The sequence below is a fragment of the Actinacidiphila alni genome (genome assembly GCF_900112845.1).
GTDB classification, from domain to species: domain Bacteria; phylum Actinomycetota; class Actinomycetes; order Streptomycetales; family Streptomycetaceae; genus Actinacidiphila; species Actinacidiphila alni.
The window spans coordinates 68,429-93,149 of the sequence record NZ_FONG01000005.1 but is presented as its reverse complement, the minus strand read 5'-3'; the positions used below and the strand labels follow the sequence as shown (position 1 = coordinate 93,149).

General features: G+C 71.6%; 25 protein-coding genes. 5 read left to right on the top strand and 20 right to left on the bottom strand.

Annotation, left to right across the window (positions count from 1 at the left end; genetic code table 11):
* Window positions 1-195 precede the first annotated feature (195 nt).
* The 11 genes from BM076_RS10200 to BM076_RS10150 form a co-directional block, all read right to left on the bottom strand.
* Entirely contained in the window at window positions 196-885 is a 690-nt protein-coding gene (locus BM076_RS10200; protein ID WP_093713121.1) for a demethylmenaquinone methyltransferase, read from the bottom strand.
* 36 nt (window positions 886-921) lie between these two features.
* On the bottom strand, window positions 922-1,422 hold the full coding sequence (locus BM076_RS10195; protein ID WP_093713120.1) for an imidazolonepropionase-like domain-containing protein: 501 nt from the start codon (window positions 1,420-1,422) through the stop codon (window positions 922-924).
* Window positions 1,423-1,523: 101 nt separating this feature from the next.
* Complete coding sequence (gene mqnC / locus BM076_RS10190) at window positions 1,524-2,723, bottom strand: cyclic dehypoxanthinyl futalosine synthase (protein WP_093713119.1); 1,200 nt, start codon at window positions 2,721-2,723, stop codon at window positions 1,524-1,526.
* A gap of 244 nt (window positions 2,724-2,967) precedes the next feature.
* Window positions 2,968-3,264 (bottom strand): WXG100 family type VII secretion target, encoded by a 297-nt coding sequence (locus tag BM076_RS10185; protein ID WP_093713118.1) that lies wholly within the window; start codon window positions 3,262-3,264, stop codon window positions 2,968-2,970.
* Window positions 3,265-3,348: 84 nt separating this feature from the next.
* Window positions 3,349-4,044 (bottom strand): hypothetical protein, encoded by a 696-nt coding sequence (locus BM076_RS10180; protein ID WP_245795942.1) that lies wholly within the window; start codon window positions 4,042-4,044, stop codon window positions 3,349-3,351.
* A complete protein-coding gene (locus BM076_RS10175) occupies window positions 4,041-4,367 on the bottom strand; it encodes a hypothetical protein (RefSeq protein ID WP_093713117.1) in 327 nt (108 codons plus the stop codon). The genes BM076_RS10180 and BM076_RS10175 overlap by 4 nt, the downstream gene beginning before the upstream one ends.
* Before the next feature lie 70 nt (window positions 4,368-4,437).
* Window positions 4,438-4,878 carry a hypothetical protein gene (locus tag BM076_RS37955; RefSeq protein WP_143120548.1) on the bottom strand — a complete coding sequence of 147 codons (441 nt, stop codon included), beginning with the start codon at window positions 4,876-4,878 and terminating at the stop codon, window positions 4,438-4,440.
* Window positions 4,875-5,213: a hypothetical protein gene (locus BM076_RS10165; RefSeq protein ID WP_245795940.1), complete on the bottom strand. Its 339-nt coding sequence runs from the start codon at window positions 5,211-5,213 to the stop codon at window positions 4,875-4,877. The genes BM076_RS37955 and BM076_RS10165 overlap by 4 nt, the downstream gene beginning before the upstream one ends.
* The gene (locus BM076_RS10160) at window positions 5,210-5,698 is read right to left on the bottom strand and encodes a hypothetical protein (protein WP_093713115.1); all 489 of its coding nucleotides are present in this window, start codon (window positions 5,696-5,698) and stop codon (window positions 5,210-5,212) included. Before BM076_RS10160 ends, BM076_RS10165 begins: the two co-directional genes overlap by 4 nt.
* A gap of 35 nt (window positions 5,699-5,733) precedes the next feature.
* Window positions 5,734-10,167, bottom strand: coding sequence for a DUF6531 domain-containing protein (locus BM076_RS10155; RefSeq protein WP_093713114.1), 4,434 nt, complete (start codon window positions 10,165-10,167; stop codon window positions 5,734-5,736).
* A 154-nt stretch (window positions 10,168-10,321) separates the two neighbouring features.
* On the bottom strand, window positions 10,322-11,173 hold the full coding sequence (locus tag BM076_RS10150; protein ID WP_093713113.1) for a menaquinone biosynthetic enzyme MqnA/MqnD family protein: 852 nt from the start codon (window positions 11,171-11,173) through the stop codon (window positions 10,322-10,324).
* Window positions 11,174-11,506: 333 nt separating this feature from the next.
* Between BM076_RS10150 and BM076_RS10145 the strand changes: the two genes are divergently transcribed.
* Complete coding sequence (locus tag BM076_RS10145) at window positions 11,507-11,710, top strand: cold-shock protein (RefSeq protein ID WP_033177709.1); 204 nt, start codon at window positions 11,507-11,509, stop codon at window positions 11,708-11,710.
* Window positions 11,711-11,819: 109 nt separating this feature from the next.
* Here BM076_RS10145 and BM076_RS10140 read toward each other — a convergent pair whose 3' ends face one another.
* Window positions 11,820-13,700 (bottom strand): AMP-dependent synthetase/ligase, encoded by a 1,881-nt coding sequence (locus BM076_RS10140; RefSeq protein ID WP_093713112.1) that lies wholly within the window; start codon window positions 13,698-13,700, stop codon window positions 11,820-11,822.
* Window positions 13,701-13,820: 120 nt separating this feature from the next.
* Window positions 13,821-15,101 (bottom strand): acetyl-CoA C-acetyltransferase, encoded by a 1,281-nt coding sequence (locus tag BM076_RS10135; protein ID WP_093713111.1) that lies wholly within the window; start codon window positions 15,099-15,101, stop codon window positions 13,821-13,823.
* 228 nt (window positions 15,102-15,329) lie between these two features.
* Here BM076_RS10135 and BM076_RS10130 point away from each other — a divergent pair, with 228 nt between their 5' ends.
* Both BM076_RS10130 and BM076_RS10125 read left to right on the top strand, forming a co-directional pair.
* Window positions 15,330-16,628: a 3-oxoacyl-ACP reductase gene (locus BM076_RS10130; protein WP_093713110.1), complete on the top strand. Its 1,299-nt coding sequence runs from the start codon at window positions 15,330-15,332 to the stop codon at window positions 16,626-16,628.
* A 1-nt stretch (window position 16,629) separates the two neighbouring features.
* Entirely contained in the window at window positions 16,630-17,460 is an 831-nt protein-coding gene (locus BM076_RS10125) for a MaoC/PaaZ C-terminal domain-containing protein (protein WP_245795939.1), read from the top strand.
* 74 nt (window positions 17,461-17,534) lie between these two features.
* Here BM076_RS10125 and BM076_RS10120 read toward each other — a convergent pair whose 3' ends face one another.
* From BM076_RS10120 to BM076_RS10095, 6 genes are all read right to left on the bottom strand, one after another.
* Window positions 17,535-18,143: a TetR/AcrR family transcriptional regulator gene (locus BM076_RS10120; protein WP_093713382.1), complete on the bottom strand. Its 609-nt coding sequence runs from the start codon at window positions 18,141-18,143 to the stop codon at window positions 17,535-17,537.
* Window positions 18,144-18,241: 98 nt separating this feature from the next.
* Window positions 18,242-18,556, bottom strand: a complete 315-nt coding sequence (locus BM076_RS10115) for a DUF4229 domain-containing protein (RefSeq protein WP_093713109.1) — start codon at window positions 18,554-18,556, stop codon at window positions 18,242-18,244.
* A 68-nt stretch (window positions 18,557-18,624) separates the two neighbouring features.
* The gene (locus BM076_RS10110; protein WP_093713108.1) at window positions 18,625-19,146 is read right to left on the bottom strand and encodes a GNAT family N-acetyltransferase; all 522 of its coding nucleotides are present in this window, start codon (window positions 19,144-19,146) and stop codon (window positions 18,625-18,627) included.
* A 44-nt stretch (window positions 19,147-19,190) separates the two neighbouring features.
* Entirely contained in the window at window positions 19,191-20,354 is a 1,164-nt protein-coding gene (gene mqnE, locus BM076_RS10105) for an aminofutalosine synthase MqnE (protein WP_093713107.1), read from the bottom strand.
* 52 nt (window positions 20,355-20,406) lie between these two features.
* Entirely contained in the window at window positions 20,407-20,862 is a 456-nt protein-coding gene (locus BM076_RS10100) for an Lrp/AsnC family transcriptional regulator (RefSeq protein WP_093713106.1), read from the bottom strand.
* A 50-nt stretch (window positions 20,863-20,912) separates the two neighbouring features.
* Complete coding sequence (locus BM076_RS10095) at window positions 20,913-21,644, bottom strand: UbiX family flavin prenyltransferase (RefSeq protein WP_093713105.1); 732 nt, start codon at window positions 21,642-21,644, stop codon at window positions 20,913-20,915.
* A gap of 228 nt (window positions 21,645-21,872) precedes the next feature.
* On the opposite strand from BM076_RS10095, the gene BM076_RS10090 reads away from it, so the two are divergent.
* Window positions 21,873-22,424 (top strand): rhomboid family intramembrane serine protease, encoded by a 552-nt coding sequence (locus BM076_RS10090; protein WP_245795979.1) that lies wholly within the window; start codon window positions 21,873-21,875, stop codon window positions 22,422-22,424.
* A gap of 207 nt (window positions 22,425-22,631) precedes the next feature.
* On the top strand, window positions 22,632-23,753 hold the full coding sequence (locus BM076_RS10085) for a hypothetical protein (RefSeq protein ID WP_093713103.1): 1,122 nt from the start codon (window positions 22,632-22,634) through the stop codon (window positions 23,751-23,753).
* 45 nt (window positions 23,754-23,798) lie between these two features.
* Here the strand turns inward: BM076_RS10085 and mqnP are convergent, their stop codons facing one another.
* Window positions 23,799-24,719: a menaquinone biosynthesis prenyltransferase MqnP gene (mqnP, locus tag BM076_RS10080; RefSeq protein ID WP_407640644.1), complete on the bottom strand. Its 921-nt coding sequence runs from the start codon at window positions 24,717-24,719 to the stop codon at window positions 23,799-23,801.
* Window positions 24,720-24,721 lie beyond the last annotated feature (2 nt).

Here is a 24,721-nt window from a genome sequence, read left to right as displayed (position 1 = left end):
GGGGCTGCTGCTGACAAACCGCCCCCAGCGGGGCAGACGCTGTTGTTTGTGCGACCACCGGCCGGTGGGGGCGGGCCGCGCAGTTCCCCGCGCCCCTATCGGGCACCCACTTCCGCCGGCGCAGCGCGCGTCCCCGCGCCCCTAAAAGACATCGGGCACCCTCTCCCCCCGGAGGGGCACCGCACTCCGCAGGAGTCAGGCCGTGGCCCGGTGGAGGGCGACGATGCCGCCGGTGAGGTTGCGCCAGGCGACGGAGGACCAGCCGGCGGACTGGAGTTGAGCGGCGAGAGCCGCCTGATCCGGCCAGGCACGAATGGACTCGGCGAGATAGACGTACGCGTCGGGGCTGCTGCTCACGGCGGTGGCGACCGGCGGAAGGGCCCGCATCAGGTACTCCGTGTAGACGGTGCGGAAGGGCCGGAAGGTGGGGTGGCTGAACTCACAGATGACCAGCCGCCCGCCCGGCCGGGCCACCCGCCGCATCTCCCGCAGCGCGGCGGCGGTGTCCTGGACGTTGCGCAGCGCGAAGGAGATGGTGACGGCGTCGAAGACGCCGTCGGCGAACGGCAGCCGGGTCGCGTCCCCGGCGGTGAGCGGGAGTTCCGGCCGCCGCTTCTTGCCCTCGCGGAGCATGCCGAGGGAGAAGTCGCACGGCACGACGGACGCGCCGGCCGCGACGAAGGGCAGCGACGACGTACCGGTGCCCGCGCCGAGGTCGAGGACACGTTCGCCGGGGGTGACGTCGAGGGCCTGGGCGACGGCCCGGCGCCAGAGCCGGGTCTGCCCGAGGGACAGTACGTCGTTGGTCAGGTCGTACTTGGCCGCCACGTCGTCGAACATGGCGGCGACGTCCTGCGGCTGCTTGTCCAAGGATGCCCGGGTCACGCCCCCACCTTATTCCGCCCCCGGCGGCCGGGGACGTCAGGCCCTGCGGTGCACGATCCGCCCGCCGAGCACGGTCGCCACGCACGACCCCTCGCTGTCGAAGACGGCGAGGTCGGCGCGCCCGCCGGGCGCGAGGCCGGGCGAGGTGGTGCCGGGCCACAGCCGCAGCAGCCCGGTGCGGTCGACGGCGGCCCGTACGTCCCCGTCGGTGAGGTCGTCCACGACGCCGGTGACCCCGCGGGTGAGCAGCCCGTGGATGCCGCGCCGTACGGACTCGGTACGGTCCCGGGCGCGCCCGGGGTCGTTCGGGTCCTCGTGGTAAGTCTCCTCCAGCAGCACCCGGACCCCGTCGGCGACCAGGCCGGGGCCGATGGTGCCGCGCCAGCGCCGTACCCGGGCCTCGGGGTGCGCGGCGGCGACCTCGTCCATCGGCCCGACCGCGACGACCCGGCCGCCGTCGACGAGGACGGCGCCGTCCGGGGCGGCCTCGCCGTCCGCGGTGAGCCGGAGCAGCGGGGCCACGTGAAGCGTCAGCATGCCTCCATGATCCAGCACGGCCGCCGCGCACGGGTGGCGCACCCCGATTTTCGTACGGAACCCGTAGGGATCCCCGAAAGGATCCCCGTAAGGAAAAGGGGTCAGTGCGAGGCGGAGCTGCCGAGCAGCTTCAGCTCCGGGTGCGCGGTGCCGCCCTCGATCGCGGTGGACGACAGGTGCGAGACGACGTGGTCGTTGACCGGGTCGTCCGCCGGGTCGTCGTGCACGACCAGGTGCTCGTAGGTGGTGGCGCGCTGCGCCGGGACGCGGCCGGCGGAGCGGATGAGGTGGATCAGCTCCATGCGGTTGGAGCGGTGCTTGGCGCCGGCCGAGGACACCACGTTTTCCTCCAGCATCACCGAGCCGAGGTCGTCGGCGCCGTAGTGCAGGGAGAGCTGGCCGACCTCCTTGCCGGTGGTCAGCCAGGAGCCCTGGATGTGCGCGACGTTGTCGAGGAAGAGCCGGGCGATGGCGATCATCCGCAGGTACTCGAAGAGGGTCGCCTGCGTCTGCCCCTTCAGGTGGTTGTTCTCCGGCTGGTACGTGTACGGGATGAAGGCGCGGAAGCCGCCGGTGCGGTCCTGCACGTCGCGGATCATCCGCAGGTGCTCGATCCGCTCGGCGTTGGTCTCGCCGGTGCCCATCAGCATGGTGGAGGTGGACTCGACGCCCAGGTTGTGGGCGGTCTCCATGATCTCCAGCCAGCGCTCGCCGGACTCCTTCAGCGGGGCGATGGCCTTGCGGGGGCGCTCCGGCAGCAGTTCGGCGCCGGCGCCCGCGAAGGAGTCGAGGCCGGCCGCGTGGATCCGGCGGATCGCCTCCTCGGCGCTGACGCCGGAGATCTTCGCCATGTGCTCGACCTCGGAGGCGCCGAGGGAGTGGATGACCAGCTGCGGGAAGGCCGCCTTGATCGCGGCGAAGTGCTCCTCGTAGTACTCCACGCCGTAGTCGGGGTGGTGGCCGCCCTGGAACATGATCTGGGTGCCGCCCAGCTCCACCGTCTCCGCGCACCGCCGCAGGATGTCGTCGAGCCCGCGCGACCAGCCCTTGCCGGTGTCCTTGGGCGCGGCGTAGAAGGCGCAGAACTTGCACGCCGTCACGCAGACGTTCGTGTAGTTGATGTTCCGCTCGATGATGTACGTCGCGATGTGCTCGGTGCCCGCGTACCGGCGGCGGCGTACGGCGTCGGCGGCGGAGCCGAGCGCGTGCAGGGGTGCCGAGCGGTAGAGGTCGAGCGCCTCCTGCGGGGTGATCCGGCCACCGGCCGCGGCACGGTCGAGGACGGCTGCGATATCGCTCACCGGGGAAGTCACCGGGCAGGTCCCTTCGGAGGGGGTTCAGGTCGGACCCGCCCAGCGTACGCCAGGGGCCGGGGCCGTCCCCGGGTGCCCGAAGCCCCCGTAGTCCCCGTAGTCCCCGTAGACGCGAGTGCGCCGCGGCGGACGGTGTCGTCGCCGCGGCGCATCGCGGAGCCGGACCGGCCCGTGCGTCCATCCGTAGGGACGTACGGGCGGCGGTCGGCCGTGTCAGCCGTTGACAGCTGCGTCAGCCGTTGAGGCCCTTGGCGAGCTGCTCGTCCGCCTGCTGGAACGCGTCGGCCGCGCTCTCCAGGAACTTGCCCATGCCGTCCAGACCCTCGATGGTCTTGGTGGCACCGGTGTTGAACTCGCTGTACGACTGGTCGAACTGCTTCGACGAACGGTCCGTGACGTACCCGCCGTTGACGAGGTCCTGGACGAACTTGTGCAGCGTGTTCAGCTTCTCGGTGATCTCGTGCTGACCGTTGCGCAGCTTCGTGGCCGCGTCCCGCATGTCCTGATACGTAACGTTGACATTAGCCATAGCGGCTTACCTCTCGTCGAACGTGCCGCAGGGCCGACCCCCGTGGCTCCTGGTCGCAGATGTGTCTGATGGTCTGCTGATGCTTCAACCTACAGGGGTGGACGCGGCGGGTGCAGCCCCCGGTTCCCGGTACCGAAACGTTGACGTGACCGCGTCGAAGATATCGAAGAAGGAGTCGGCGAGGTCCAGCACGGCGCTGCTGCCCGCGACCAGCGCGACCTTGTCGGCCTGGCCCGGAAGCGGAATGAAGGTCTGCATCAGCACGGTGCGGACCGGGCGCGAGTCGCCCGGCACGGTCACGTCCTCGATGCCGTACGTCCGTGCCGCCAGGCCCGTCTCCGGGATCTCGACGGTGGTCACCTTGCGCCACGGGTCGCCGTCCTTGACCGCCTCCCGGGCGCGCAGGCCGGCCACGATCGACGCCGGGTCGGCGGCCAGCAGCTGGCCGTCGGCGGTGCGCGCGCCCACCAGCGACACCGTCACCGACGCGGTGAGCGGCAGCGCGCCGAAGTTCTGCGCCATGCAGCCGATGTAGACCGCGCCGCTCTCGTACGCGTCCCGCGCCGCCTTCTTCAGGAACCGGCCCAGCACTTCCCGGTGCTCGGCCAGCGCCGGATTCTCCTTCACCCGCTGCGCGATCATGCGCCGTACGCTGTCGTCGCGGGTGGCCGGGTGCAGGTCGAACTCCCACCACGTCATCGGCACCGTCAGCGAGAAGCCCTCCCGCTCGACGGGCATCACCCGTACGGGGCGCGGGCGTTCGGTGTCCTGCTGCGTCATTTCCCGTTCCCGTTCCCGTCCCCGTCCGCGGACTTCGCCAACTGGTCGGCCAGGTCCTTGTCCGCCTTCTGGATCTCGCTGACCGCGGTGTGCGCCATCTTCGACAGGCCCTCCAACTGCCCGTCGATCTCCTTGCGGCCGTCCTTCCAGTTGTGCTCGAAGCCGTCCAGGGCGCCGGACACCTTGTCCGAGCCCATCTTCGCCTCGTACGAGTCGAACAGCTTCCGCGTGCCGTTCATGGTCGTCCGCACCGACTCCAGGGTCCGCGCGAAATCCTCAAGACCGGTCAGATCGACCGCCAGCCGGTCCGGCGTCCCGCCCATGTCCTCCCCCTCCCCCGTCCAACCCCACCCGCCCACCTTCCCGCACCCCACCGTTTGCCGCCACCCGCCGTCACCTGGCGCCGCCTTCCGGTCCCGTCAGCAGCCCCGCCGTCCCGCCGTCGGGCGGGGCCGCGGTGACGCGGAGCAGGTGGGGCGGGAGGTCGGCGTCGGGGTCCAGGGTGAAGCCCGCCGAGCCGAGCACGGCCGCCAGTGCCGGGCCCATGGCACGCTCGATCTCGCCGAACCGCCGCATCGTCCCCGCCGCGACGTCCCGCGCGGCCACCGCCCGGTCCGCGGCGGCCGCCAGGCTGGGGTGCGGGCGCCAGGACACCACGACGCCGGGATCCTCGTCGTCGAGCGCGTCGATCTCCACCCGCACGCCCCGCGCCACCAACGGGTGCGCGCCGGTCGCCGACGGCAGCCCGGCCAGGGCCAGTTCGTCCTGCACCTGCCCGGCCAGCCGCCGCATCGCCGCCGTCGTCCGGCCGCTGGGACCGGGTCCCGGCGTCACGGGATGTGTCCCGGGCGGGTGGGGTCGACGCGGACGTCGGTAATGACGTCGGCGCGGACGGTGATCCAGACCCAGTAGTCCTTGTGGCACACCGGGCACTCGACGTAGCCCTCGTTGTCGTAGTCCCCGCCGACCGGCCGCTGCTTCGGCTCGCGCAGGCCCTTGGTGCCCCAGTCGAGGATGTCGCCGACGCGGTAGTCCCGGAAGTCGAGGCGCCCGAAGGTGAACTCGATCTCGACGGGGCCGGTCTCGCCGTTGCGCGGGCAGGTCGTGGTGGCGTGCAGGATGTTGTACGACCCCACCGCGACCTCCGTCAGCCCGCCGGGGCCGGTCATGCCTGGTTCACCCACTCCCGCACGGCCCGGCCCACCGACTCCGGCGTCGCTGTGTCGGCCGGCGACTCCATGCCGAGCAGCCCCAGGGGGAAGAGCAAGACCTCCACCCGCGGCTCCTGCCCGGACGCGTTCCATTCTCGCAGGGCGTCCAGGGCACGCGAGACGCCGAAGTAGGCGGGGCTGATGTCGGCGTACTCGGGCCGAACCACCGGTTGGCCCTCGGCGTCCAGCATCGCCGGGCGCGTCGCGGGCACGACCACGAGGCCGGGGTAGCCGTCCCCCCGCCCGTTCCGCAGAATCTGCGCCCGCCCCGGCGTCGGCCGCCCCCCGTACCGTCCGTGCGCGAACATCCCGGAGACCATCACGGCGTCGGCCGGTACGTCACGAGGTTCGGCCTTCCACAATTCCACCGGAAGACCGGCGCCCAGGTGCTGCCGCCACACATCGAGGAGCTGAGCGTTGTCCGAGGTGACGATGACGTCCATGGCGCGTTCCCGTCGGAGATCGGATGGTTTGCGTATCAGGGCAGGGGCATGAAGGGCAGGATACGGACCCGTCCCGCGTGGGCCATCTCCTCCACGGACAGGGCCAGCGCGTCGATGCCACCGCCCGCGTCCGCCAGGTGGTCGATCAGGCTCTCGGGGTTGATGGCGTCCTTGTGGATCACGGATCGGACCAGCGTATAAGGGCCTTCCTCCTTGTACGCCTTGAACGCGGCGCGGGCGTAGGCCGCCGCGCCTTCCATCGTCGTCGAGAAGTACTTCGTCTCGATGCCGAGGACGTTCTCGAACCGTCGGGTCTTGAGGAGTTGCGCCAACTCCTTGGACTGGACGGCGCGGTAGATGAAGATCTCGCCGGGCTTGAGCGCGCGGCCGACCTCCGTGCAGGGCGACAGGCCGAAGGGGTCGATCTCGTCGTACGGATTCTCGACGTACGTATGGTGATTGGGCGCCGGGACCAGGCCGAGCGGATCCGGACTCTGATAGCGGGCGGTGACCGGGTCGTAGTACCGCAGATGGTTGTAGTGGAGTCCGGTCTCGGCATCGGCGTACTGGCCGGGGAAGCGCAACGGACAGCCCGTCCGGCCGCCGACGACGGGCCCGCGGTCCCACACGGTGGCCGTGCTGCGCCACGCCACGCCCCCGTCCGAATCGACGAGTTCACTCGGGGCACCGATGAGATCGGTGACGATGGCGTAGAAGCGCTCGTCGATCTGTGCCAGCGGTCGGTGGGTGCCCGGCGCGTACTCCCATGTCGTGGTCGCCCGACCGGCCGTCTCCTCGGTCATCCGTGCGCCGTCCCAGACGAACACCGTCTCGGCCGCCACGGTGTCGCCGTCCAGCCGCTGCTTGGCGATCCGGCGGCCCAGCCCGTCGTACAGATACCGCCATACGACGCCGTCGGGCGTCGTGACACCCGTCATCCTGTCCTCGGCGTCCCATCGGTACTCCCACACACGGCGACCGCCCGAGAGCAGCCGCCGCGTGTGCCGGATCACCCGCCCCTGGCCGTCGTAGGCGTAGGACGAGCGGCCCGCGTGGTGCAGCAGCGTGCCCTCGACCGCGCGGGCGCCTCCCGCGGCCGCCGTTCCGTCCTCCGTGCTCAACGACGCGTTGATGTTGCCCAGCGGATCGTAGGAGAACGACTCGCGTTCGGCGCCGTCAGCAGCCAGGACGCCGACGACCCGGCCGGCGGCGTCGAGCCGGAAGTCCAGATTGTCGTCGGGGTCCGAGCCGCTGCGGCCGGAGAGCCGGCCGTCGGGGCGATAGGTGTAACCGCGCTCGAAGCCGCTGGAACTGTCCCCGCCCACCACGGTCATGGTCTGGCTCGACAGCCGGCCCATGGAATCCCGGCCCTGGTCGAGGGTCAGCACATCGGCCAGCGTCCGCGTCCGCTCCCGCCCCGCCGCGTCGTGGGAGAACGCCAGCGTGTCCCCGCCGACGGTCAGGCTCCGCGGCAGTCCGGTGACTCCGTAGCTCCACACGGAACGGCGTCCGGCCGGCGTCACGCGCTCCACACGCCGCCCGAGCTCGTCGTAACGACTGTGCGTCGTACGGCCGTTGACCGACTCGGCCATGACCGCGCCCATCACGTCGCGTTCCATGAGAAGCAACGAATGGGCGTTCTCCGCACGCACCAGGCGGCCCACGGGGTCGTAGCCGTATGTGGTGGCCGTGCCGTCGGTGTGCCGCACGGCCACCAGTCGGCCGACGGCGTCCCGCTCGTACGACACGCGCTCCCCGGCGCCGTTGGTGCGTCCGAGGACCCGGCCCGCCGCGTCGCGCTCGTAACGCACCGTCCTGCCGTTGAAGTCGGTCTCCTCGACAAGACGGCCGGCCGGGTCGTACCGGTAGTTCCAGCGGGAGCCGACCGCGTTGACCACCTCGACCAGCCGCAGTTCGGTGTCGTAGCGGAACGTGGTACGTGCGCCGTCCGGGCCGGTTCTCGCCGCGACGCGGTCGAAGGGCGCGGTCTCGCACCGGGTCACGGCGCCCAGCGGATCCAGGTGTTCGACGAGATTGCCCTCACCGTCGTACGCCCAGCGCTCGGTCGCGCCGTCGGGCAGAACCCGCGATGCCATGCGGCCTTCCACGGTCCACGACAGCCTGGTGACCTCACCGAGCGGATTGCGTTCCATGACGATCCGGCCGAACGCGTCCCGCTCCCAGCGGGTCACGGAACCGTCGGCCTGCTCCACCGCCACCGGAAGCCCGTCGGGGGCCGACATGAACCGCTGGCGGTGGCCGAGCGCGTCCGTCACCTCGCGAAGGCCGCCGATCCCGTCGTACGTCACCGATGTCACCGCGCCCCGCGGATCGGTCGTCGTCAGCGCGTTGCCGCGCGCGTCATAGGTCTGCGACCACACCGCGCCGTCCCCGGTGGTGATCCGCAGCGGACGGCCCGGACCGTCGAATTCCGCTTGCGTGACCGTGCCGTCGGGGTGGGTGATACGGGTGGGGTTGCCATGGGCGTCGTAACGGTAGGCGGTCACACCGCCGAGCGGGTCGGTGAGGGTGAGGAGGTTGTCGCGGGTGTCCCAGGTGCGGTGGGTCGTGTGGCCCAGGGGGTCGGTTTCGCGGAGGAGTTGGCAGCGGTCGTTGAACTCGTACGTGGTGGTGTGGCCGAGGGAGTCGACGGCCTCGGTGGTGCGGGTGCGGTCGTCGTAGCGGTAGGTGTAGGCGAGGATGCCGTCGGTGCCGGTGGTGCGGACGCAGCGGCCGGCGGTGTCGTAGGTGTAGCCGTAGTGGGTGGCGTTGCGGTCCTGCCAGGTGGTGATGCGGTCGGCGTCGTCGTAGCCGAAGGTCAGCGGCAGGCCGGAGGAGTTGGTGACGGTGGTGAGGCGGCCGTCGGTGTGGCCGAAGGCGAGCAGCAGGGGCCGGTCGGGGTCGGACAGGAGGTGCAGGGCGGTGATCCGGCCGTCGGCGGTGGTGACGCCGACGCGGTAACCGGCGTGGTGGACGGCCTCGGTGGGATGCCCGGCGTCGTCGTAGTGGTACGTGATGTGGTTGTCGTTGCGGTCGGTGACGGCGGCGAGCGGCAGTTCGGCCGGGCTGCGGTCGGGCAGCGGGCGGAAGTGCAGGGTCAGGCCGGACTCCGGCTGGGCGACGGACATCGTGCCGCCGGGGGTGCCGTCCCAACTCAGCGGCCATTGCGGGCCGGTGACCGGCAGCACGGGGCGGTCGGCGTCGGGTATCGGGTAGTCCAGGGTCATGCCGTCGGCGGTGGTGAACCGCACGCCCTGGTCGTCGGCGGTCAGCCGCTGGTCGAGGGTGGAGGCCCAGGACGCGCCGAACCAGCGTCCGCCGCGGAAGCCGGTGCGGTGGGTGCGTTCCAGCACCAGCGGCAGCACGCCCGGCAGTTCGACGTCGGTGGCGCCCATGACCATCTCGCCGGTTGCCATGTCGATCGGGTCGCCGCACGTGAACAGCTTCTTCAGCATGCGGCTGGTCTCACCGATGCTGCTCGCGCCCTTGCGGATGCTGTTGGCGATGTTCTCCAGCGCGCGCCCGGACTTGAGGAGGGCGGGGAGCTCGCGGGCCATCTTCAGCAGGCCGCCGGCGGTGGTCAGGCCCTTGAACATGGGGATGCAGTCCAGGGCCGCGAACAGCACGTCCCACAGGCTGGCTTTGCCTTGCAGGTACTTCATCACCGTGTCGGCCAGCACCAGCACCGCCGCGGCCAGGACGAGCCAGGCCAGCGGGCCGCCGATGATCAGGACCACAATGCCCAGCACGGCGACGATGACCTTGCAGACGGCGATGATGTCGTCCCAGTGGTCCGCGACCCAGTCGACCGCCTTCTCCCACCAGTGCTTGTTCTTGATGCCCGCATCCGACGCCTCGTGCAGGGCGTGCTGGGCCGTCGAGGCCGCGTCGTCCCTCAACTGGGCGGCGTCAGCCGCCAGTTGCTTCGCGGCGTCGAGCTTGGCCTGGGCGTTGTGGACGGCCGTGGACGCGGTGGTGTGCGCGTTGTTCGCGTCCGTGGCATTGCGGGCCGCGGCCCGCACCTCCTCCGCCGACGGCGGCGGCACGTTCGGCTTGGGATCGTCCTGGTAGGACTTCGACTTGTCCTGGGCCCGCTTCACCCACGCATCGGCATTGGTCAGCTGCGACTGCGCGGAGTCCAACTCCTGCCGTGCCGTACGCCCCTGGGCCAGCGCCCGGTCGGCATCCGCCTGCGCCGTCTCCAGCTTCGGCCAGTAGTCGTCCAAAGCACCCGACGCCAGCCGGTAGGAACGCTCCAACTTGTCCAGACGCCCCGGGAGTTCACCGAACTGATCCCGGTACGCATCCCCCGACAGCCCCGCCCACTCCTGGACGGCCGTGTCACCGTTCAGCCCCTTCACCGACCGCAGCGCCGAGGCGACGTCATCGGCGAAATCCCCCAGCTTCCGGGCGAGTTCCTTCACCTCGAACGGATCACCCGGCACCGGATCCCGGTCCAGATCCAGCACATCCCAATCCGTCGGCCGCCCCGTCACCCGTCAGCACCCCCGCCGCCGTACGACAACACCTCTGGGCATCATGCCCACTTGGCGAATTCATTGCCATGGACGAGGCAGAAGGGGGTGCTGGTTCCCGGGGGCCGGGCCGCCGGCCCGGGTGGGGTCAGATCAGGTCGACGCGTGCGGACGGGGGGAAGCCGACGCGGCGGGCGAATTCGGCGATGCCGGTGAGCTGGTCGGCGCCGAGGGAGAAGTCGAGGGTGGTGAAGTAGCGGCGCAGCAGGTCCTGGTCGAAGGACTCCCAGCGGGCGGCCTGCTCGGCGACCTTCTCGACCTCGTCGAGGGAGAGGTCGCGGGAGGCGAGGAAGGCGCGGTGGACGTCGTGGACGGCGTCCGGGTGGGCGGTGTAGTAGTCGCGGCGGGCGGCCCAGATCGCGAAGACGAAGGGCAGGCCGGTCCAGTCCTTCCACATCTGGCCGAGGTCGTGGACCTCCAGGCCGAGCCGGGGCGCGTCGTGCAGCGAGGCGCGCAGGGCGGCGTCGCCGATCAGGACGGCGGCCTGCGCCTCCTGCATCATCAGCGAGAGGTCCGGCGGGCAGCGGAAGTAGTCGGGCGCGACCCCGTACCGCTCGGTGAGCAGCAGCTCGGCCAGGCGGACCGACGTACGGCTGGTGGAGCCGAGGGCGACCCGCTCGCCGTCCAGCCGCTCCAGCGGGACCTGGCTGACGATCACGCAGGACATGACGGGGCCGTCGCAGCCCACGGCGATGTCCGGCAGCGCGACGAGCTGGTCGGCGTGTCGCAGGTACTCCATGAGGGTGACCGGGCCGATGTCGAGGTCACCGTCGACGAGCTGGGCACTGAGCTTCTCCGGAGTGTCCTTGGTCAGCTCCAGGTCGAGCAGCGCACCCGTTCTGGCCAGGCCCCAGTAGAGGGGGACGCAGTTCAGGAACTGGATGTGGCCGACCCGGGGGCGGGTCCGGCCGCTTTCGGCGTCACGCTCTGATGTGTCCACCTGATGGACGCTACTCCTGGGGGCCGCGGGAGCCTCGCCGGGGGCTCCCGGGCAGCGGCCGGGGGCTCCCGGGCAGCGGCCGGGGGCTCCCGGGCGACGTGGAAGAGGTGACGTGGAAGTGGCCTCCGGGCGACATCCGAACGCCCAGAAAGACCGATCTTGAGACCCTTCCCCGGCCTCGACCCTGCGTGCTACGCTCATCGCAAGTTGCAGTTTGGTTTCCCTTGCAGTACAGAGCCTGCGGAGCATGTAACCCGCAGGCTTTTGTAGTTTTCAGACTTCGCAGTAGCAGGTTCTGGAGCAGGGCAACCCTTTGGGCCCAAGGAGGGCTTTATGGCTACCGGAACCGTGAAGTGGTTCAACGCTGAAAAGGGCTTCGGCTTCATCGCCCAGGACGGCGGCGGCCCGGATGTCTTCGTTCACTACTCCGCGATCAACGCCTCCGGCTTCCGCTCCCTCGAGGAGAACCAGCCGGTGACCTTCGACGTCACGCAGGGCCCGAAGGGTCCGCAGGCGGAGAACGTCACCCCGAACTAGTCCTTCACGGACCAGCTCAAGGGTGGAGATCAATCGCCCGAACCTGCTGTACCAAGGGGCCCCGCACTTCGGTGCGGGGCCCCTGCCTTTCGGGAAGTCGGGACGCGCCCTACCGGGGCCGCTTGCGGTACAGCTCCTCGATGTCGGCGGCGAAGTCGCGCGCCACCGCCGCCCGCTTCAGCTTCATCGACGGTGTGAGATGTCCGCCGTCCTCCGTGAATTCCACCGGAAGCACCCGGAATTTCCGTATCGACTCGGCTTGTGACACCGAGGAGTTGGCGTCGTCCACCGCCTTCTGGAGTTCCGCGAGCAGCTCCGGGTCGGCGGCCAGTTCGGCCGGCCGCAGCCCCTCCTTGTGGTGCATCCGCTGCCAGTGGCCGAGGCCGTCCGCCTCCAGGGTGAGCAGCGCGGCCACGAAGGGGCGGTTGTCGCCGATCACCATGCACTGGCCGACCAGCGGGTGCGCGCGCAGCCGGTCCTCCAGCGGCGCCGGGGCGACGTTCTTGCCGCCCGCCGTGATCAGGATCTCCTTCTTGCGGCCGGTGATCGTCAGATAGCCGTCCGCGTCCAGCTCGCCGATGTCCCCGGTCGGGAACCAGCCTTCAACGGCGGGTACGCCGCTGTCGGAATTCCAGTACCCGGCGAAGATCTGGCCGCCGCGCAGCAGCACCTCGCCGTCCGGCGCGATCCGTACGGCGGTGCCCGGCAGCGGCCAGCCGACCGTGCCGAGCCGCGGGCCCAGCGGCGGCGTCACCGTCGCCGCGGCCGTGGTCTCGGTCAGCCCGTAGCCCTCGAAGACCATCACGCCGGCGCCCGCGTAGAAGGCGGCGAGGCGCTCGCCCAGCGGTGAGCCGCCGCAGATCGCGTACCGCACCTTGCCGCCGAGCGCGGCGCGGATCCGCCGGTAGACCAGCGGGTCGTACAGCGCGTGCGCCAGTCGCAGCCCGAGCGAGGGGCCGGCGCCGCGGCCGGCCTGGCGGGCGACGACGGCCTCGCCGTACCGCCGCGCGATCGCCGCGGCCCGGTCGAAGGAGGCGGCCCTGCCGATCTTCTCGGCGGTGGCGCGGCCGGTGTTGTACACCTTCTCCAGGACGTACGGGATCGCCAGCAGGAAGGTCGGCCTGAAGCCCGCGAGGTCCGCGAGCAGGTCGTCGGTCGCGATGCTCGGCGCGTGCCCGAGGCGGACCCGGGCGCGCAGGCAGCCCACCGCGACCATCCGGCCGAAGACGTGCGACAGCGGCAGGAACAGCAGCGTCGAGGCGGGCTCGGTGCTCACCGACTTGAAGACCGGGTGCAGCAGTTCGGTGGCGTTGTCGACCTCGGCGAAGAAGTTGGCGTGCGTCAGGACGCAGCCCTTCGGGCGGCCGGTGGTGCCCGAGGTGTAGATCAGCGTCGCGACGGACGCGGGGGTCAGGCCCGCACGCCTGCCCTCCACGAGCGCGTCCGGCAGCTCCCGGCCCTCGGCGGTCAGCTGGGCCACCGCGCCCGCGTCCAGCTGCCACAGGTGCGCCAGGTCCGGGAGGCCGCGGCGTTCGCCGCTGACCAGGCGGGTCTGGTCGACGTTCTCCACCACGCACGCGGCGGCGCCCGAGTCCTTGAGGATCCAGGCCGTCTGGGACGCGGAGGACGTCGGGTAGACCGGCACCGTGATCAGGCCCGCGGCCCAGCCCGCGAAGTCGATCAGCGTCCACTCGTACGTGGTCCGCGCCATGATCGCCAGGCGGTCGCCCGGTTTCAGGCCCGCCGCGATCAGGCCCTTCGCGACGGCCACGACCTCGTTCCTGAAGTCCCGCGCCGTCACGTCACGCCACGTGCCCGTGCCGTCCTTCCTGCTCAGCAGCGGTTCCTCCGCGGCCTCGGCCGCGTTCGTGAACGGAATGTCGGCCAGGCTCCCCTTCGGGGGGAGCTGCACCAACGGCGGCACCGCGGCTTGGACGACGCGGTCGCCGTCCGCCTGTATCTCCGGTGCCCCGGGAGTACGGGTCTGCATTCGTCGGCTCCAGTTGTCGAGGGTGTCCGTGCCCGCACGTACGGATGGGGGTGCTCTTCAGGGGGTGCTCTTCCGGGAACGCCCTTCCGGGGGCACCCCTTTACGCAAGCGGACCGCAGGTCAGGGGCGTTCCAGGACGGCGGTGACGCCCTGGCCGCCGGCCGCGCAGATGGAGATGAGGCCGCGGCCGGGCGAGCCGCGCTCCGCGAGGAGCCGGGCCAGGGTGGCGACGATGCGCGCCCCGGTCGCGGCGAAGGGGTGCCCGGTAGCGAGGGAGGAGCCGGCGACGTTGAGCCGGGACCGGTCGAGCGAGCCGAGGGGACCGTCAAGACCGAGCCGCCCGACCGAATACTCCTTGTCCTCCCACGCGGCCAGCGTCGCCAGCACCTGCGAGGCGAACGCCTCGTGGATCTCGTAGAGATCGAAGTCGCCAAGGCCGAGCCCCGCCCGGCCCAGCATCCGCGGCACGGCGTACGCGGGCGCCATGAGCAGCCCCTCCTCGCCGCCGACGTAATCGACGGCGGCCGTCTCGTACGCGGTGAGGTACGCGAGCGGTTCGAGCCCGCGCTCGCGCGCCCACTCCTCGCTCGCGAGCAGGACGACGGCGGCGCCGTCGGTGAGCGGGGTGGAGTTCCCGGCGGTCATGGTGCCGCCGGGCCCGCCGTACACGGGCCGGAGTTTGGCGAGCTTGTCGACGGTGGAGTCCGGCCGCAGGTTCTGGTCCCGGTCCAGGCCGCGGTACGGCGTGAGCAGCGGCTCGAAGAAGCCGCGGTCGTACGCGGCGGCGAGGTGCCGGTGGCTGGCGGCGGCGAGTTCGTCCTGCGCCTGCCGGGTGATGCCCCACCGCTCGGCGGTGAGCGCGGCGTGCTCGCCCATGGACAGACCGGTGCGCGGCTCGGCGTTGCGCGGGATGTCGGGGGCGAGGTGCCGCGGCCGTACGGCGGCGAGCGCGCGGGCCCTGGCGCCCACGGACTTTGCGCGGCGGGCGGCGAGCAGGACGCGCCGCAGCTCGTCGTTGACGCCGAGCGGCGCGTCGCTGGTGGTGTCGGCGCCGCCCGCGACACCGCAGTCGATGACGCCGAGGGCGATCTTGGCGGCGACCGCGAAGACGGCCTGGAGGCCGGTGCCGCACGCCTGCTGGATGTCGTACGCGGGCGTCGTCGGGTCCAGCGCGCTGCCGAGCACCGTCTCGCGCGCGAGGTTGAAGTCGCGGCTGTGCTTGAGGACGGCGCCGGCCGCGAATTCGCCGAGGCGCGCGCCGCGCAGCCCGGTCCGGTCGGCCAGGCCGTCGAGCGCGGCGGTGAGCATGTCCTGGTTGGAGGCGGTGGCGTACGGGCCGTCCGAGCGGGCGAAGGGGATGCGGTTGCCCGCGACGACGGCGACACGGCGGAGGGTCTGCATACGGTTCTCCCGGTTCCCCGAGAGCGGGCTCGGGGCTCTCTTCAACGGACACGCGGCGGGCATGCGGCGGACCTGGTGCTGGTCCGGGCCCGGCCCGGGACCTCCGGACCGACACGGCCCGGACCGACCTGGACCGACCCGGACGGGCCCTGGCGGCCCTTTGCCGGAACAGTGACTCACCAGTAGCCTTACCGCCGGTAAACTTACTCCAGAGTAAGGAGAAGGCCAATGGCCGATCGCTACCTTCGTCTGACGGGCACGGCCCCCGGCCGCTTTCTCACCCGCCGCCTGGGCCTGCCCCAGCCGACGCCGCTGCGCCGCTGGTCCGCCGAGCACCCGGCGCTCGACGGCGCCGTACTGCGGCTGACCGCCGGCGACATCGCCGAGCCGCGCGCGGAACCGCTCGCCGCCGTCGTGCTCGACGCCACCGCGATCGCCGAGCCCGTCGGGCTCGGCGCCGTGCACGCCTCCCTCCACCCGCTGGTCCGGTCGCTCGCCGCGTGCGGCCGGGTCGTCGTGCTCGGCGCGCGGATCGACCCGGCCGACCCGCACCAGGCCGCCGCCCAGCAGGCGTTGGAGGGTTTCGTCCGCTCGCTCGGCAAGGAGATCGGCCGCGGCAGGACCGTACAGCTGGTACGTCTCGCGCCCGGCGCGGACGCGGAGGCCGCGCTCGGCTTCCTGCTGTCGCCGAAGTCCGCGTACGTCAGCGGCCAGGTCATCGAGGTCGGTCCGGCGCCGGAAGGCGGTCCGGGCGGTCCGGGGAAGCGGCGGGTCGCCCTCGTCACGGGCGCCGCCCGCGGCATCGGCGAGCAGGTCGCGGCGACGCTGGCCAGGGACGGCGCGCACGTGATCTGCCTGGACGTGCCGCAGGCCGCCGACGCGCTCACCGCCGTCGCCGACCGGCTCGGCGGCAGCGCGCTGCCGCTCGACATCACCGCGCCGGACGCGGGCGAACGGATCGCTGCGGCCGTCCAGGGCGACGGCGGTGAGCGCGTCGGCGGCCTCGACGGACCGGGCGGCCTCGACGTCCTCGTGCACAACGCGGGCATCACCCGCGACCGCAAGCTCGCCAACATGCCCGCCGACCGCTGGGACCCGGTCCTCGACGTCAATCTCGGCAGCGTGCTGCGCACCACCGACCACCTGCTGAAGTCCGGCGCCCTCACCGACCGCGCCCGGATCGTCGCCACCGCCTCCATCAGCGGCATCGCGGGCAACGCCGGGCAGACCAACTACGCCGCCTCCAAGGCGGGCATCATCGGCTTCGTCCGCGCCCTGGCCGCCGTGCCCGAGGTGCGCGAGCGCGGCATCACCGTCAACGCCGTCGCGCCCGGCTTCATCGAGACGCGGATGACCGCCGCCGTACCGCTGTTCATCCGTGAGGCCGGCCGCCGGATGAACTCGCTCGGACAGGGCGGGCTCCCGATCGACGTCGCCGAGACCGTCGCCTGGCTGGCCGCGGCCGGCTCCGGCGGCATCACCGGGCAGGTCGTCCGGGTCTGCGGGCAGTCCCTGCTGGGGGCCTGACGTGGCGGCCCTCATGCTCACCCTCGGCCGCGGCGCGCTCACCGGGATCGGCAAACACCCGTCCGCCGAGGCCGAGTTGCCGCCCGTGCGGCTCACGGCGCCGGCCGTACGGATCGACCCGGCGCGGCTCGCCGCGTACGCGGAGGTGTGCGGATTCGCCTCCGGCGGGGGTCGGTTGTCCGGCCGCGGCCGGCTGCCGCTGACGTATCCGCACATCCTCGGCTTTCCGCTGGCCGCGCGGATCATGGCGGCGCGGGCCTTTCCGCTGCCGATGCTCGGGCTGGTGCACACCTCGATCGACCTGGTCGCGTACGCGCCGCTGACCGCCGCCGACCGGCCGGACATCACCGCCTACGCGGCCGGTCTGCGCCGCCACCGGCGCGGCACCGAGGCCGAACTCGTCACCGAGGCGCGGCTGGACGGCGAGCTGGTGTGGCGGGACCGCAGTACGTATCTGGCCCGGCACGGGTCAACTCCCGTACGGGAGAAGGGTTCCGCTCCCGCGGAGGGGACCTCGGAGGGGGCCGCGCTGCCCGCCGTCGCCGAGTGGCGGCTTCCCGCCGACCTCGGGCGGCGGCACGCGCGGGTGTCCCGCGACTGGAACCCGATCCATCTGTATCCCCTGACGGCACGCCCCTTCGGCTTCCCGCGCGCCATCGCCCACGGCATGTGGACCGTCGCCCGTTGCGCCGCGCAGAATCCGGACGCGGAGCGGCTCCGCGCCGCTTTCCATGCCCCCGTCCTACTCCCGACGACGGTCACGTACGCGGCGAACGGCTCCGCTTTCGAGGTGCGCTCGGGTACACGGGTGCACCTGACCGGCACGATGTGACGGGGCCGCTGGTGGCGGCACGGGGTCGCCGAGCAGCGTCGCTGCGCGTGCCCGGCACGGTATCCCCTCCCGGGTCAGCGGGACGGGGTCCAGCGGTGGCCGGTCATCAGGTTGTCCAGGCCGGACCAGGCGAAGTTCATCAGGGTCGCGGCGGACTCCTTGCCGGAGGGGCGGCCGGGGCCGGTGGTCCCGGCGTTCCAGCCCGCGAGGGATTCGGCGGCGCCGACGAGGGCGTGCGCCAGGGCGGCGACCTCGCGGTCGGCGAGGGACTGGTCGGCGGCTTCGCAGTCGGCGTCCCGGGCCGCGGCGGCGATGAGGCCGGTGACGAAGGCCACGATCTCGGCGCGCATCACGGCCACTTCGGCGGCGAAGGGCTCGCCGACGGTACGGGCCTGGCTGTAGAGGACGGTCCAGCCGTCGGGGTGGGCCGCGGTGTGCTCGAAGAAGCCGAGCAGGCCGCTCCAGAGCTGGCGGTCGGCCGGGGCGTCCGGTTCGACGGCGGCGCGGACGGCGGCCTTCAGCGCGTCGGCCTCGCGGCGGATGCAGGCGGTGAAGAGTTCGTCCTTGGAGTTGAGGTAGAGGTAGACGAGGGGTTTGCTGACCCCGGCGGCCTCGGCGATCTCGTCCATGGAGGCGGCGCGGTACCCCCGCCGCGCGAAGGTCGCCACGGCGGCGTCGAGCATCTGCTGCTCGCGCACGGCCCTGGGCACCCGCTTGCCCTGCACTCCCACCGGATCCACCTCTCCCCTTGTGTCCCCGGAGGCAAGCCTACGGGGAGGGGTCAGGCGGTGTGCGGCTCGCCGTCGCGGGTGGCGTCACGGGCGGCGTCGTCCGCCTCGTCCTCCATGGTGATGTTCGCGGACAGGTTCTGCCGGGTCCGCTCGACCCGGTCGGAGACCTGCCGCGCGGCCTGCTCGCGGGCGCCGCGCAGCAGCACCCAGCTCAGCGGGGCCGACACGACCAGGGCGAGCAGGATCACCCACAGGTAGTTCGAGTCCCCCAGCCCCGCTGGCAGGACATGCAGCCGGACCAGCCCCCAGATGACGCCGAAGGAGGCGACGATGAGGCCGAAGCGCAGTGCGGTGTAACGGAACATATCCCCAGTGAAGCACGCCTCCGGCGCGGCATCGGAAGAGGGTCGCACCCGGTGGGTGCCGCACCTGGCTAGAGGGTCAGGAGCATCACGATGTCGTCGCGGTCGTCGCCCGGGGCGACGCGGATGGCGGCGGGGATGCGGCCGACCTCCTTGTAGCCGCAGGTGGCGTAGAAGAGGTCGACGCCGGTGCCGCCGCGGCAGGTGAGGCGGATGGCCTCGATGCCGTGGAAGCCGCGGGCGGCCTCCTCGACGGCGGCCAGCAGGGAGCGGCCGTAGCCCTTGCCCTGGCGGCCGGGGTGGACCATGACGGTGTAGAGCCAGATCCAGTGCGTCATCAGCCGGTGGCTGTTGTACGCGAGGAAGGCGGTCGCGACGACCTGCCTCTCCTCGTCGCGCCCGACGAGCAGCCGGCGCTCGCCCGCGCGGACGGCGGCCAGCGAGCGGTCCAGGTCGGGGCGGATGTCCTCGCCGGTGACGGGCGGGACGAAACCGACGGCACCGCCCGCGTTGGACACATCGGTCCACAGCGCGAGGATGCCGTCGGTCAGTTCGTCGTCGATCAGCGGATCGAGTTCGCACGTAAGGGCCATAGCGGCAGCTTAGCCATTACCCGCGGATCACGCTGTCAGCGGCGTCACACCCGCATCGGCTGCGGCGACTCGCGCCGCGACCCGTCCGGGCCCGGGTACTCGCGGATGATCTCGTAGCGGGTGTTCCGCTCGACCGGCCGGAAGCCCGCGTCCCGGATGAGGTCCAGGATGTCGTCCCTGGTCAGCTTGTTCGGCGTGCCGTAGTCGTCGGCGTCATGGGTGATCTTGTACTCCACGACCGAGCCGTCCATGTCGTCCGCGCCGTGGTTGAGCGCGAGCTGCGCGGTGGACAGGCCGTGCATCACCCAGAAGACCTTGACGTGCGGCACATTGTCGAACAGCAGCCGGGAGACCGCGAAGGTCTTCAGCGCCTCGGCGCCGGACGCCATGGTGGTGCGCGCCTGGAGGGTGTTGCGGACCTTGCCGTCCTTCATGTCCACGAAGTCGTGCTGGTAGCGCAGCGGGATGAAGACCTGGAAGCCGCCGGTCTCGTCCTGGAGCTCGCGCAGCCGCAGGACGTGGTCGACACGGTGCTTCGGCTCCTCGATGTGCCCGTACAGCATCGTGCAGGGCGTCTTGAGTCCCTTGGAGTGCGCGAGCCGGTGGATCCGGGACCAGTCCTCCCAGTGGGTGCGGTGGTCCACGATGTGCTGCCGGACCTCCCAGTCGAAGATCTCGGCGCCGCCGCCGGTCAGCGACTCCAGACCCGCGTCGATCAGCTCGTCCAGGATGTCGGAGGCCGACATCCCGGAGATCGTCTCGAAGTGGTGGATCTCGGTGGCCGTGAACGCCTTCAGCGACACCTGCGGCAGCGCTTCCTTGAGCGCCTTCAGCGACCGCGGGTAGTAGCGCCAGGGCAGCGACGGGTGCAGGCCGTTGACGATGTGCAGCTCGGTGAGGTTGTCGCCCTCCATCGCCTTGGCGAGCTTGACCGCCTCCTCGATGCGCATCGTGTACGCGTCCTTCTCCCCCGGCTTGCGCTGGAAGGAGCAGTACGCGCAGGACGCGGTGCACACATTCGTCATGTTGAGGTGCCGGTTGACGTTGAAGTGGACGACGTCGCCGTTCTTCCGCGTCCGGACGTGGTGGGCGAGGCCGCCCAGCCAGGCGAGGTCGTCGGACGCGTAGAGCGCGATGCCGTCCTCGCGGGTCAGCCGCTCGCCGGCGTAGACCTTCTCCTCCAGCTCGCGCTTGAGCCCAGCGTCCATCTGTTCCTCCTACTACGGAATCAACCTCACCGAGGCTACTCCCCCGGCCTGGTCAGGCTTCCTCGGGCAGCGCCCCGACCCGGTTCTCCCACTTGCTGGACAGCACGATCGTGGTACGCGTCCTGGCCACGCCCTTGGTGCCGGACAGCCGCCGGATGGTCCGCTCCAGGTCGTCCACGTCGCCGACCCGGACCTTGAGCATGTACGAGTCGTCGCCCGCGATGAACCAGCAGTCCTCGATCTCGTCCAGGTCGCGCAGCCGGGTGGCGACCTCCTCGTGGTCGGCGGCGTCGCTGAGCTGGAGGCCGACCAGCGCGGTCACGCCGAGGCCGAGCGCGGCGGGCGCGACGGTGGCCCGGTAGCCGGTGATCACCCCGGCCTGTTCGAGCCGGTTGATGCGGTCGGTGACACTGGGGCCCGACAGGCCCACCAGCCGGCCCAGCTCCGCGTACGACGCGCGGCCGTTCTCGCGCAACGCCTGGATGAGCTGCCTGTCCACCGCGTCCATCAGAATGGACCCTCCCGTTCATGCCGTGACTGCGCTGTCAGGACAAGAATCTAAGGCATCGGCGGGGGCGTGCCCTGCGTATCCGCCCGTCCGCCGCCCAGTTCGCCGCGCCAGCGGCGGTACAGCTTGTGCGGCACGCCCGCCGCGTCCAGGGCGCGGCCCGCCACGAAGTCGACCAGGTCCTGGATGTGGGCGGCGCCCGCGTAGAAAGCGGGCGACGCCGGGAGCACCACGGCGCCCGCGTCGTCCAGCGCCACCAGATGGCGCAGCGTCCGACCGCCGAGCGGGGTCTCGCGGACCGCGACCACCAGCGGGCGGCGCTCCTTGAGGGTCACGCTCGCGGCGCGCTGCAACAGATCCTTGGACAGGCCGAGCGCCACACCGGCCACACACGCCGTGCTCGCCGGCACGATCAGCATGCCCTTGGCCGGGTACGAGCCGGACGACGGTCCGGCCGCCAGGTCGCCCGCGGGCCAGTGGTGGACGGCCGACAGATCAGCGGTGCCGGAGGCGTAGTCGGCGAAGAAGCCGGGCGAGCCGTCGGCGCCGCGGGCCAGCCAGCGGCCCAGGTCCTCGCGCCAGTGCGCGTCCCGGAACGGCTCACCGGTCTCGTCCAGCAGCGTCAGCCGGGCGGCCCGGCTGATCACCAGGTCCACGGCCTCGCCCGCGTGCAGCAGCCCGCGCAGCACGGCGGCGGCGTACGGCGTGCCGGAGGCCCCGGACACGCCCACCACCCACGGCCTGCGCCCGCCCACGCCCACGCCCACCTCGCACCCGCTCATCACGCCCGCTCGGGGACATCCGGCCCCCGACTCCGCCGAGCCTAATGCGCGCCGAACCCGTACGCGCGAGCGGGAACCGTACGGCCGGTCACGCACGTTGTGCAGAGCAGAGGACTCAGTGGGGGGGCTTCGATGACCTACGGATACGGACAGACCACGGGCCGCCCGTCCGCGGGGACGGGCCGGACCGGTGCGCTGCTCGCGCCGCTGCGCGGCGGCGGCCGGGTGATGACCGCCGGGATACTGATGCTGTCCTGGGTCGCCCTGCTCTGGGTGCTGGAGGCGGTCGACGTGATCGCCGGGCACCGCCTGGACACCCTCGGCATCGTGCCGCGCAAGCCCGGCGAGCTGGTGGACATCGTGCCGTCCGCCTTCACCCACTTCGGCTTCGAGCACGTCGCCTCCAACAGCCTCCCGCTGCTGGTCCTCGGCTTCATCGCCGCCCTGCGCGGCATAGGCCGCTTCCTCGCGGTGGCCTTCACCATCATCGTGATCGGCGGCCTCGGCGTCTGGCTGGTCGCCCCCGCGCACACCAACACCGCCGGCGCCTCCGGGCTGATCTTCGGCCTCTTCGGCTATCTACTGGTCCGCGGCTTCGTGGACCGCAGACCGCTGGACATCGTGGTCGGCGTGATCGTCGGCGCGCTGTACGGCTCCATCCTGTGGGGCGTGCTGCCGACCGCGACGGGCGTCTCCTGGCAGGGGCACCTGTTCGGGCTGATCGGCGGTGTCGTGGCCGCGTTCGTGTTCCGCGAGCGGACAGTGGCCGTCACAGCCTGATGCCGCGGTGGGCACGGCCCGATGTTGCGAAGTCGTGACGTGCGGCGGGTGCGCCGCCGCCCGCACTCGCTGAAGTGCGGCGATGCCGGAAAAACCGCCTCGATACACAGCAACCTCATGGCTACCCTCGTAGTCATACTTTTGTCAGACAGTTCCGGAGCCTCGCCCGAGGCTCGTCGCTCGTCCTAGGAGACCGTCATCAACACCATGCGCAAGGGCCTCGCCGCCGCCGGAGTCGTGGCGTTGATCGCCGCCGGTTCCGCCGCCTGCGGAACGGCCGCTGCGGCCACCCCGGACGTCAAGGTCAAGAAGGGCCTCGACAAGCTCAGCGACGAGAAGGCGCTCAGCCTCGGGCTGCACTTCGGGGGCTCCGCCGACCAGATCTGGTCCTCCCTCCAGGGCGAGGACGACTTCACCAAGGACGACGCGGCACTGCTGGCCAAGCTGCGCGTCGACCTCTCGCTCAGCGCGGACAAGGCGCTCAAGGACGTCGAGGAGGGCGACACCAGCTCGGGCGCCTTCAGGATCTCCGCCGACGGCTCGGGCAAGAAGAGCCTGCTGGAGCTGCGCTCGGTGGACAAGAAGCTCTACGTCCGCCTGGACCTCAAGGGCTTCGAGGCGCTGGACACGGGCACGTCCTCCAACAAGGACCTCGCCGAGCTGGACAAGTTCCTCGGCTCCGCCGACGACCTGCCGTCCTCCCTCGGCTCGGTGAAGGCCGCGCTCAACGGCGACTGGGTGAGCATCGACCCCAAGGCGTTCGGCGACTTCGCCAAGTCGATGTCCAAGAACGCCGGCGGCGACTCGCCGCTCGGCGCCCTGCCCGACACCAGCAAGGGTCTGGACGCCAAGTCCCAGAAGCAGCTGGTGGACGGCCTGCGCAAGGCGCTGAAGGACAACGCGAAGTTCAAGGACCTCGGCAATCACGACGGCGCCGACCACGTCCAGGTCACCGTGCCGGCCCGGCAGGTCGCCAAGGAACTGGAGGCCAGCCTCGGTTCGCTGACCAAGCAGATCCCCGACTTCAAGCCGTCCGACCTGGACGACGTGCCGAACAAGTCGGTCTCGCTGGACGTCGCCGTCAAGGGCGGCAAGGTCTCCGCGATCACCTTCGACGCCGCCCAGCTCGACGACGGCGCGAAGGGCAAGCTGCCGATCGTCCTCGACGTCGACACCGACGCCGACGCGGTCGAGGCCCCCTCGGGCGCCAAGACGCTCAACCCGCAGGACATCATGGGCCTGATCATGTACAGCTTCGGCGGCGGCCCGGACAGCTCCTCCGGCTCCGGTACCTCCGACTCCTCGGCGGACGACAGCCTGTACTCGTAAACGGCGCCCAGCCGTAAGTGCCCCGCGTGCGCGGCCTCGGACTCCTCAGAGTCCGAGGCCGCGCACGCTCAGGTCCAGCAGCGCGCACACGAACAGCGCGATCCCGATGAAGCCGTTGACCTGGAAGAACGCCCGGTTGAGCCGGCTCAGGTCGTGCGGCTTCACGATCGAGTGCTCGTAGAGGAAAGCGCCGCCCACGATCGCCAGGCCGACCCACCAGAAGGCGCCCGCGTGCGTGGCGGCGCCGTACCAGATCAGCAGGCCGGTGGTCACCGCGTGGCAGGCGCGGGCGCCGTAGAGGGCGGCCGGGATGCCGAAGCGGGCCGGCACCGACTTCACGCCCTCGGCGCGGTCGGCGGCCACGTCCTGGCAGCCGAAGATCAGGTCGAAGCCGCCGATCCACACGCCGACCGCGAGGCCCAGGATCACCGCGTCCCACGACCAGGAGCCGGTCACCGCCAGCCACGCCCCGATCGGGCCCATCGCCTGCGCCACGCCCAGGATCGCGTGCGGGAAATTGGTGAAGCGCTTCCCGTACGGATAGACCACCATCGGCACCACCGCGATCGGCGCGAGCGCCAGGCACAGCGGGTTGAGCAGCGCGGCGGCGCCCAGGAAGACCACGACGGCGATCAGCGCGCCGGTCCACGCCGAGCGCACCGAGACGGCGCCGGTGACCAGTTCGCGGCCGGCCGTCCGAGGATTGCGGGCGTCGATCTCCCGGTCGATGATCCGGTTGCACGCCATCGCGAAGGTCCGCAGACCCACCATGGCGACGGTGACGAGCAGCAGCTGCCACCAGTGCACGGACGCGTCGTCCAGGAACATCGCGGTCAGCGCGGCGATGTACGCGAAGGGCAGCGCGAAGACCGAGTGCTCGATCATCACCAGCCGCAGAAAGGCCCTGACCGGCTCACCCCCGCTTGTGCTGGGAGGCCCAGCCTTCGCGCTGCCTCCGTCCAGGATCG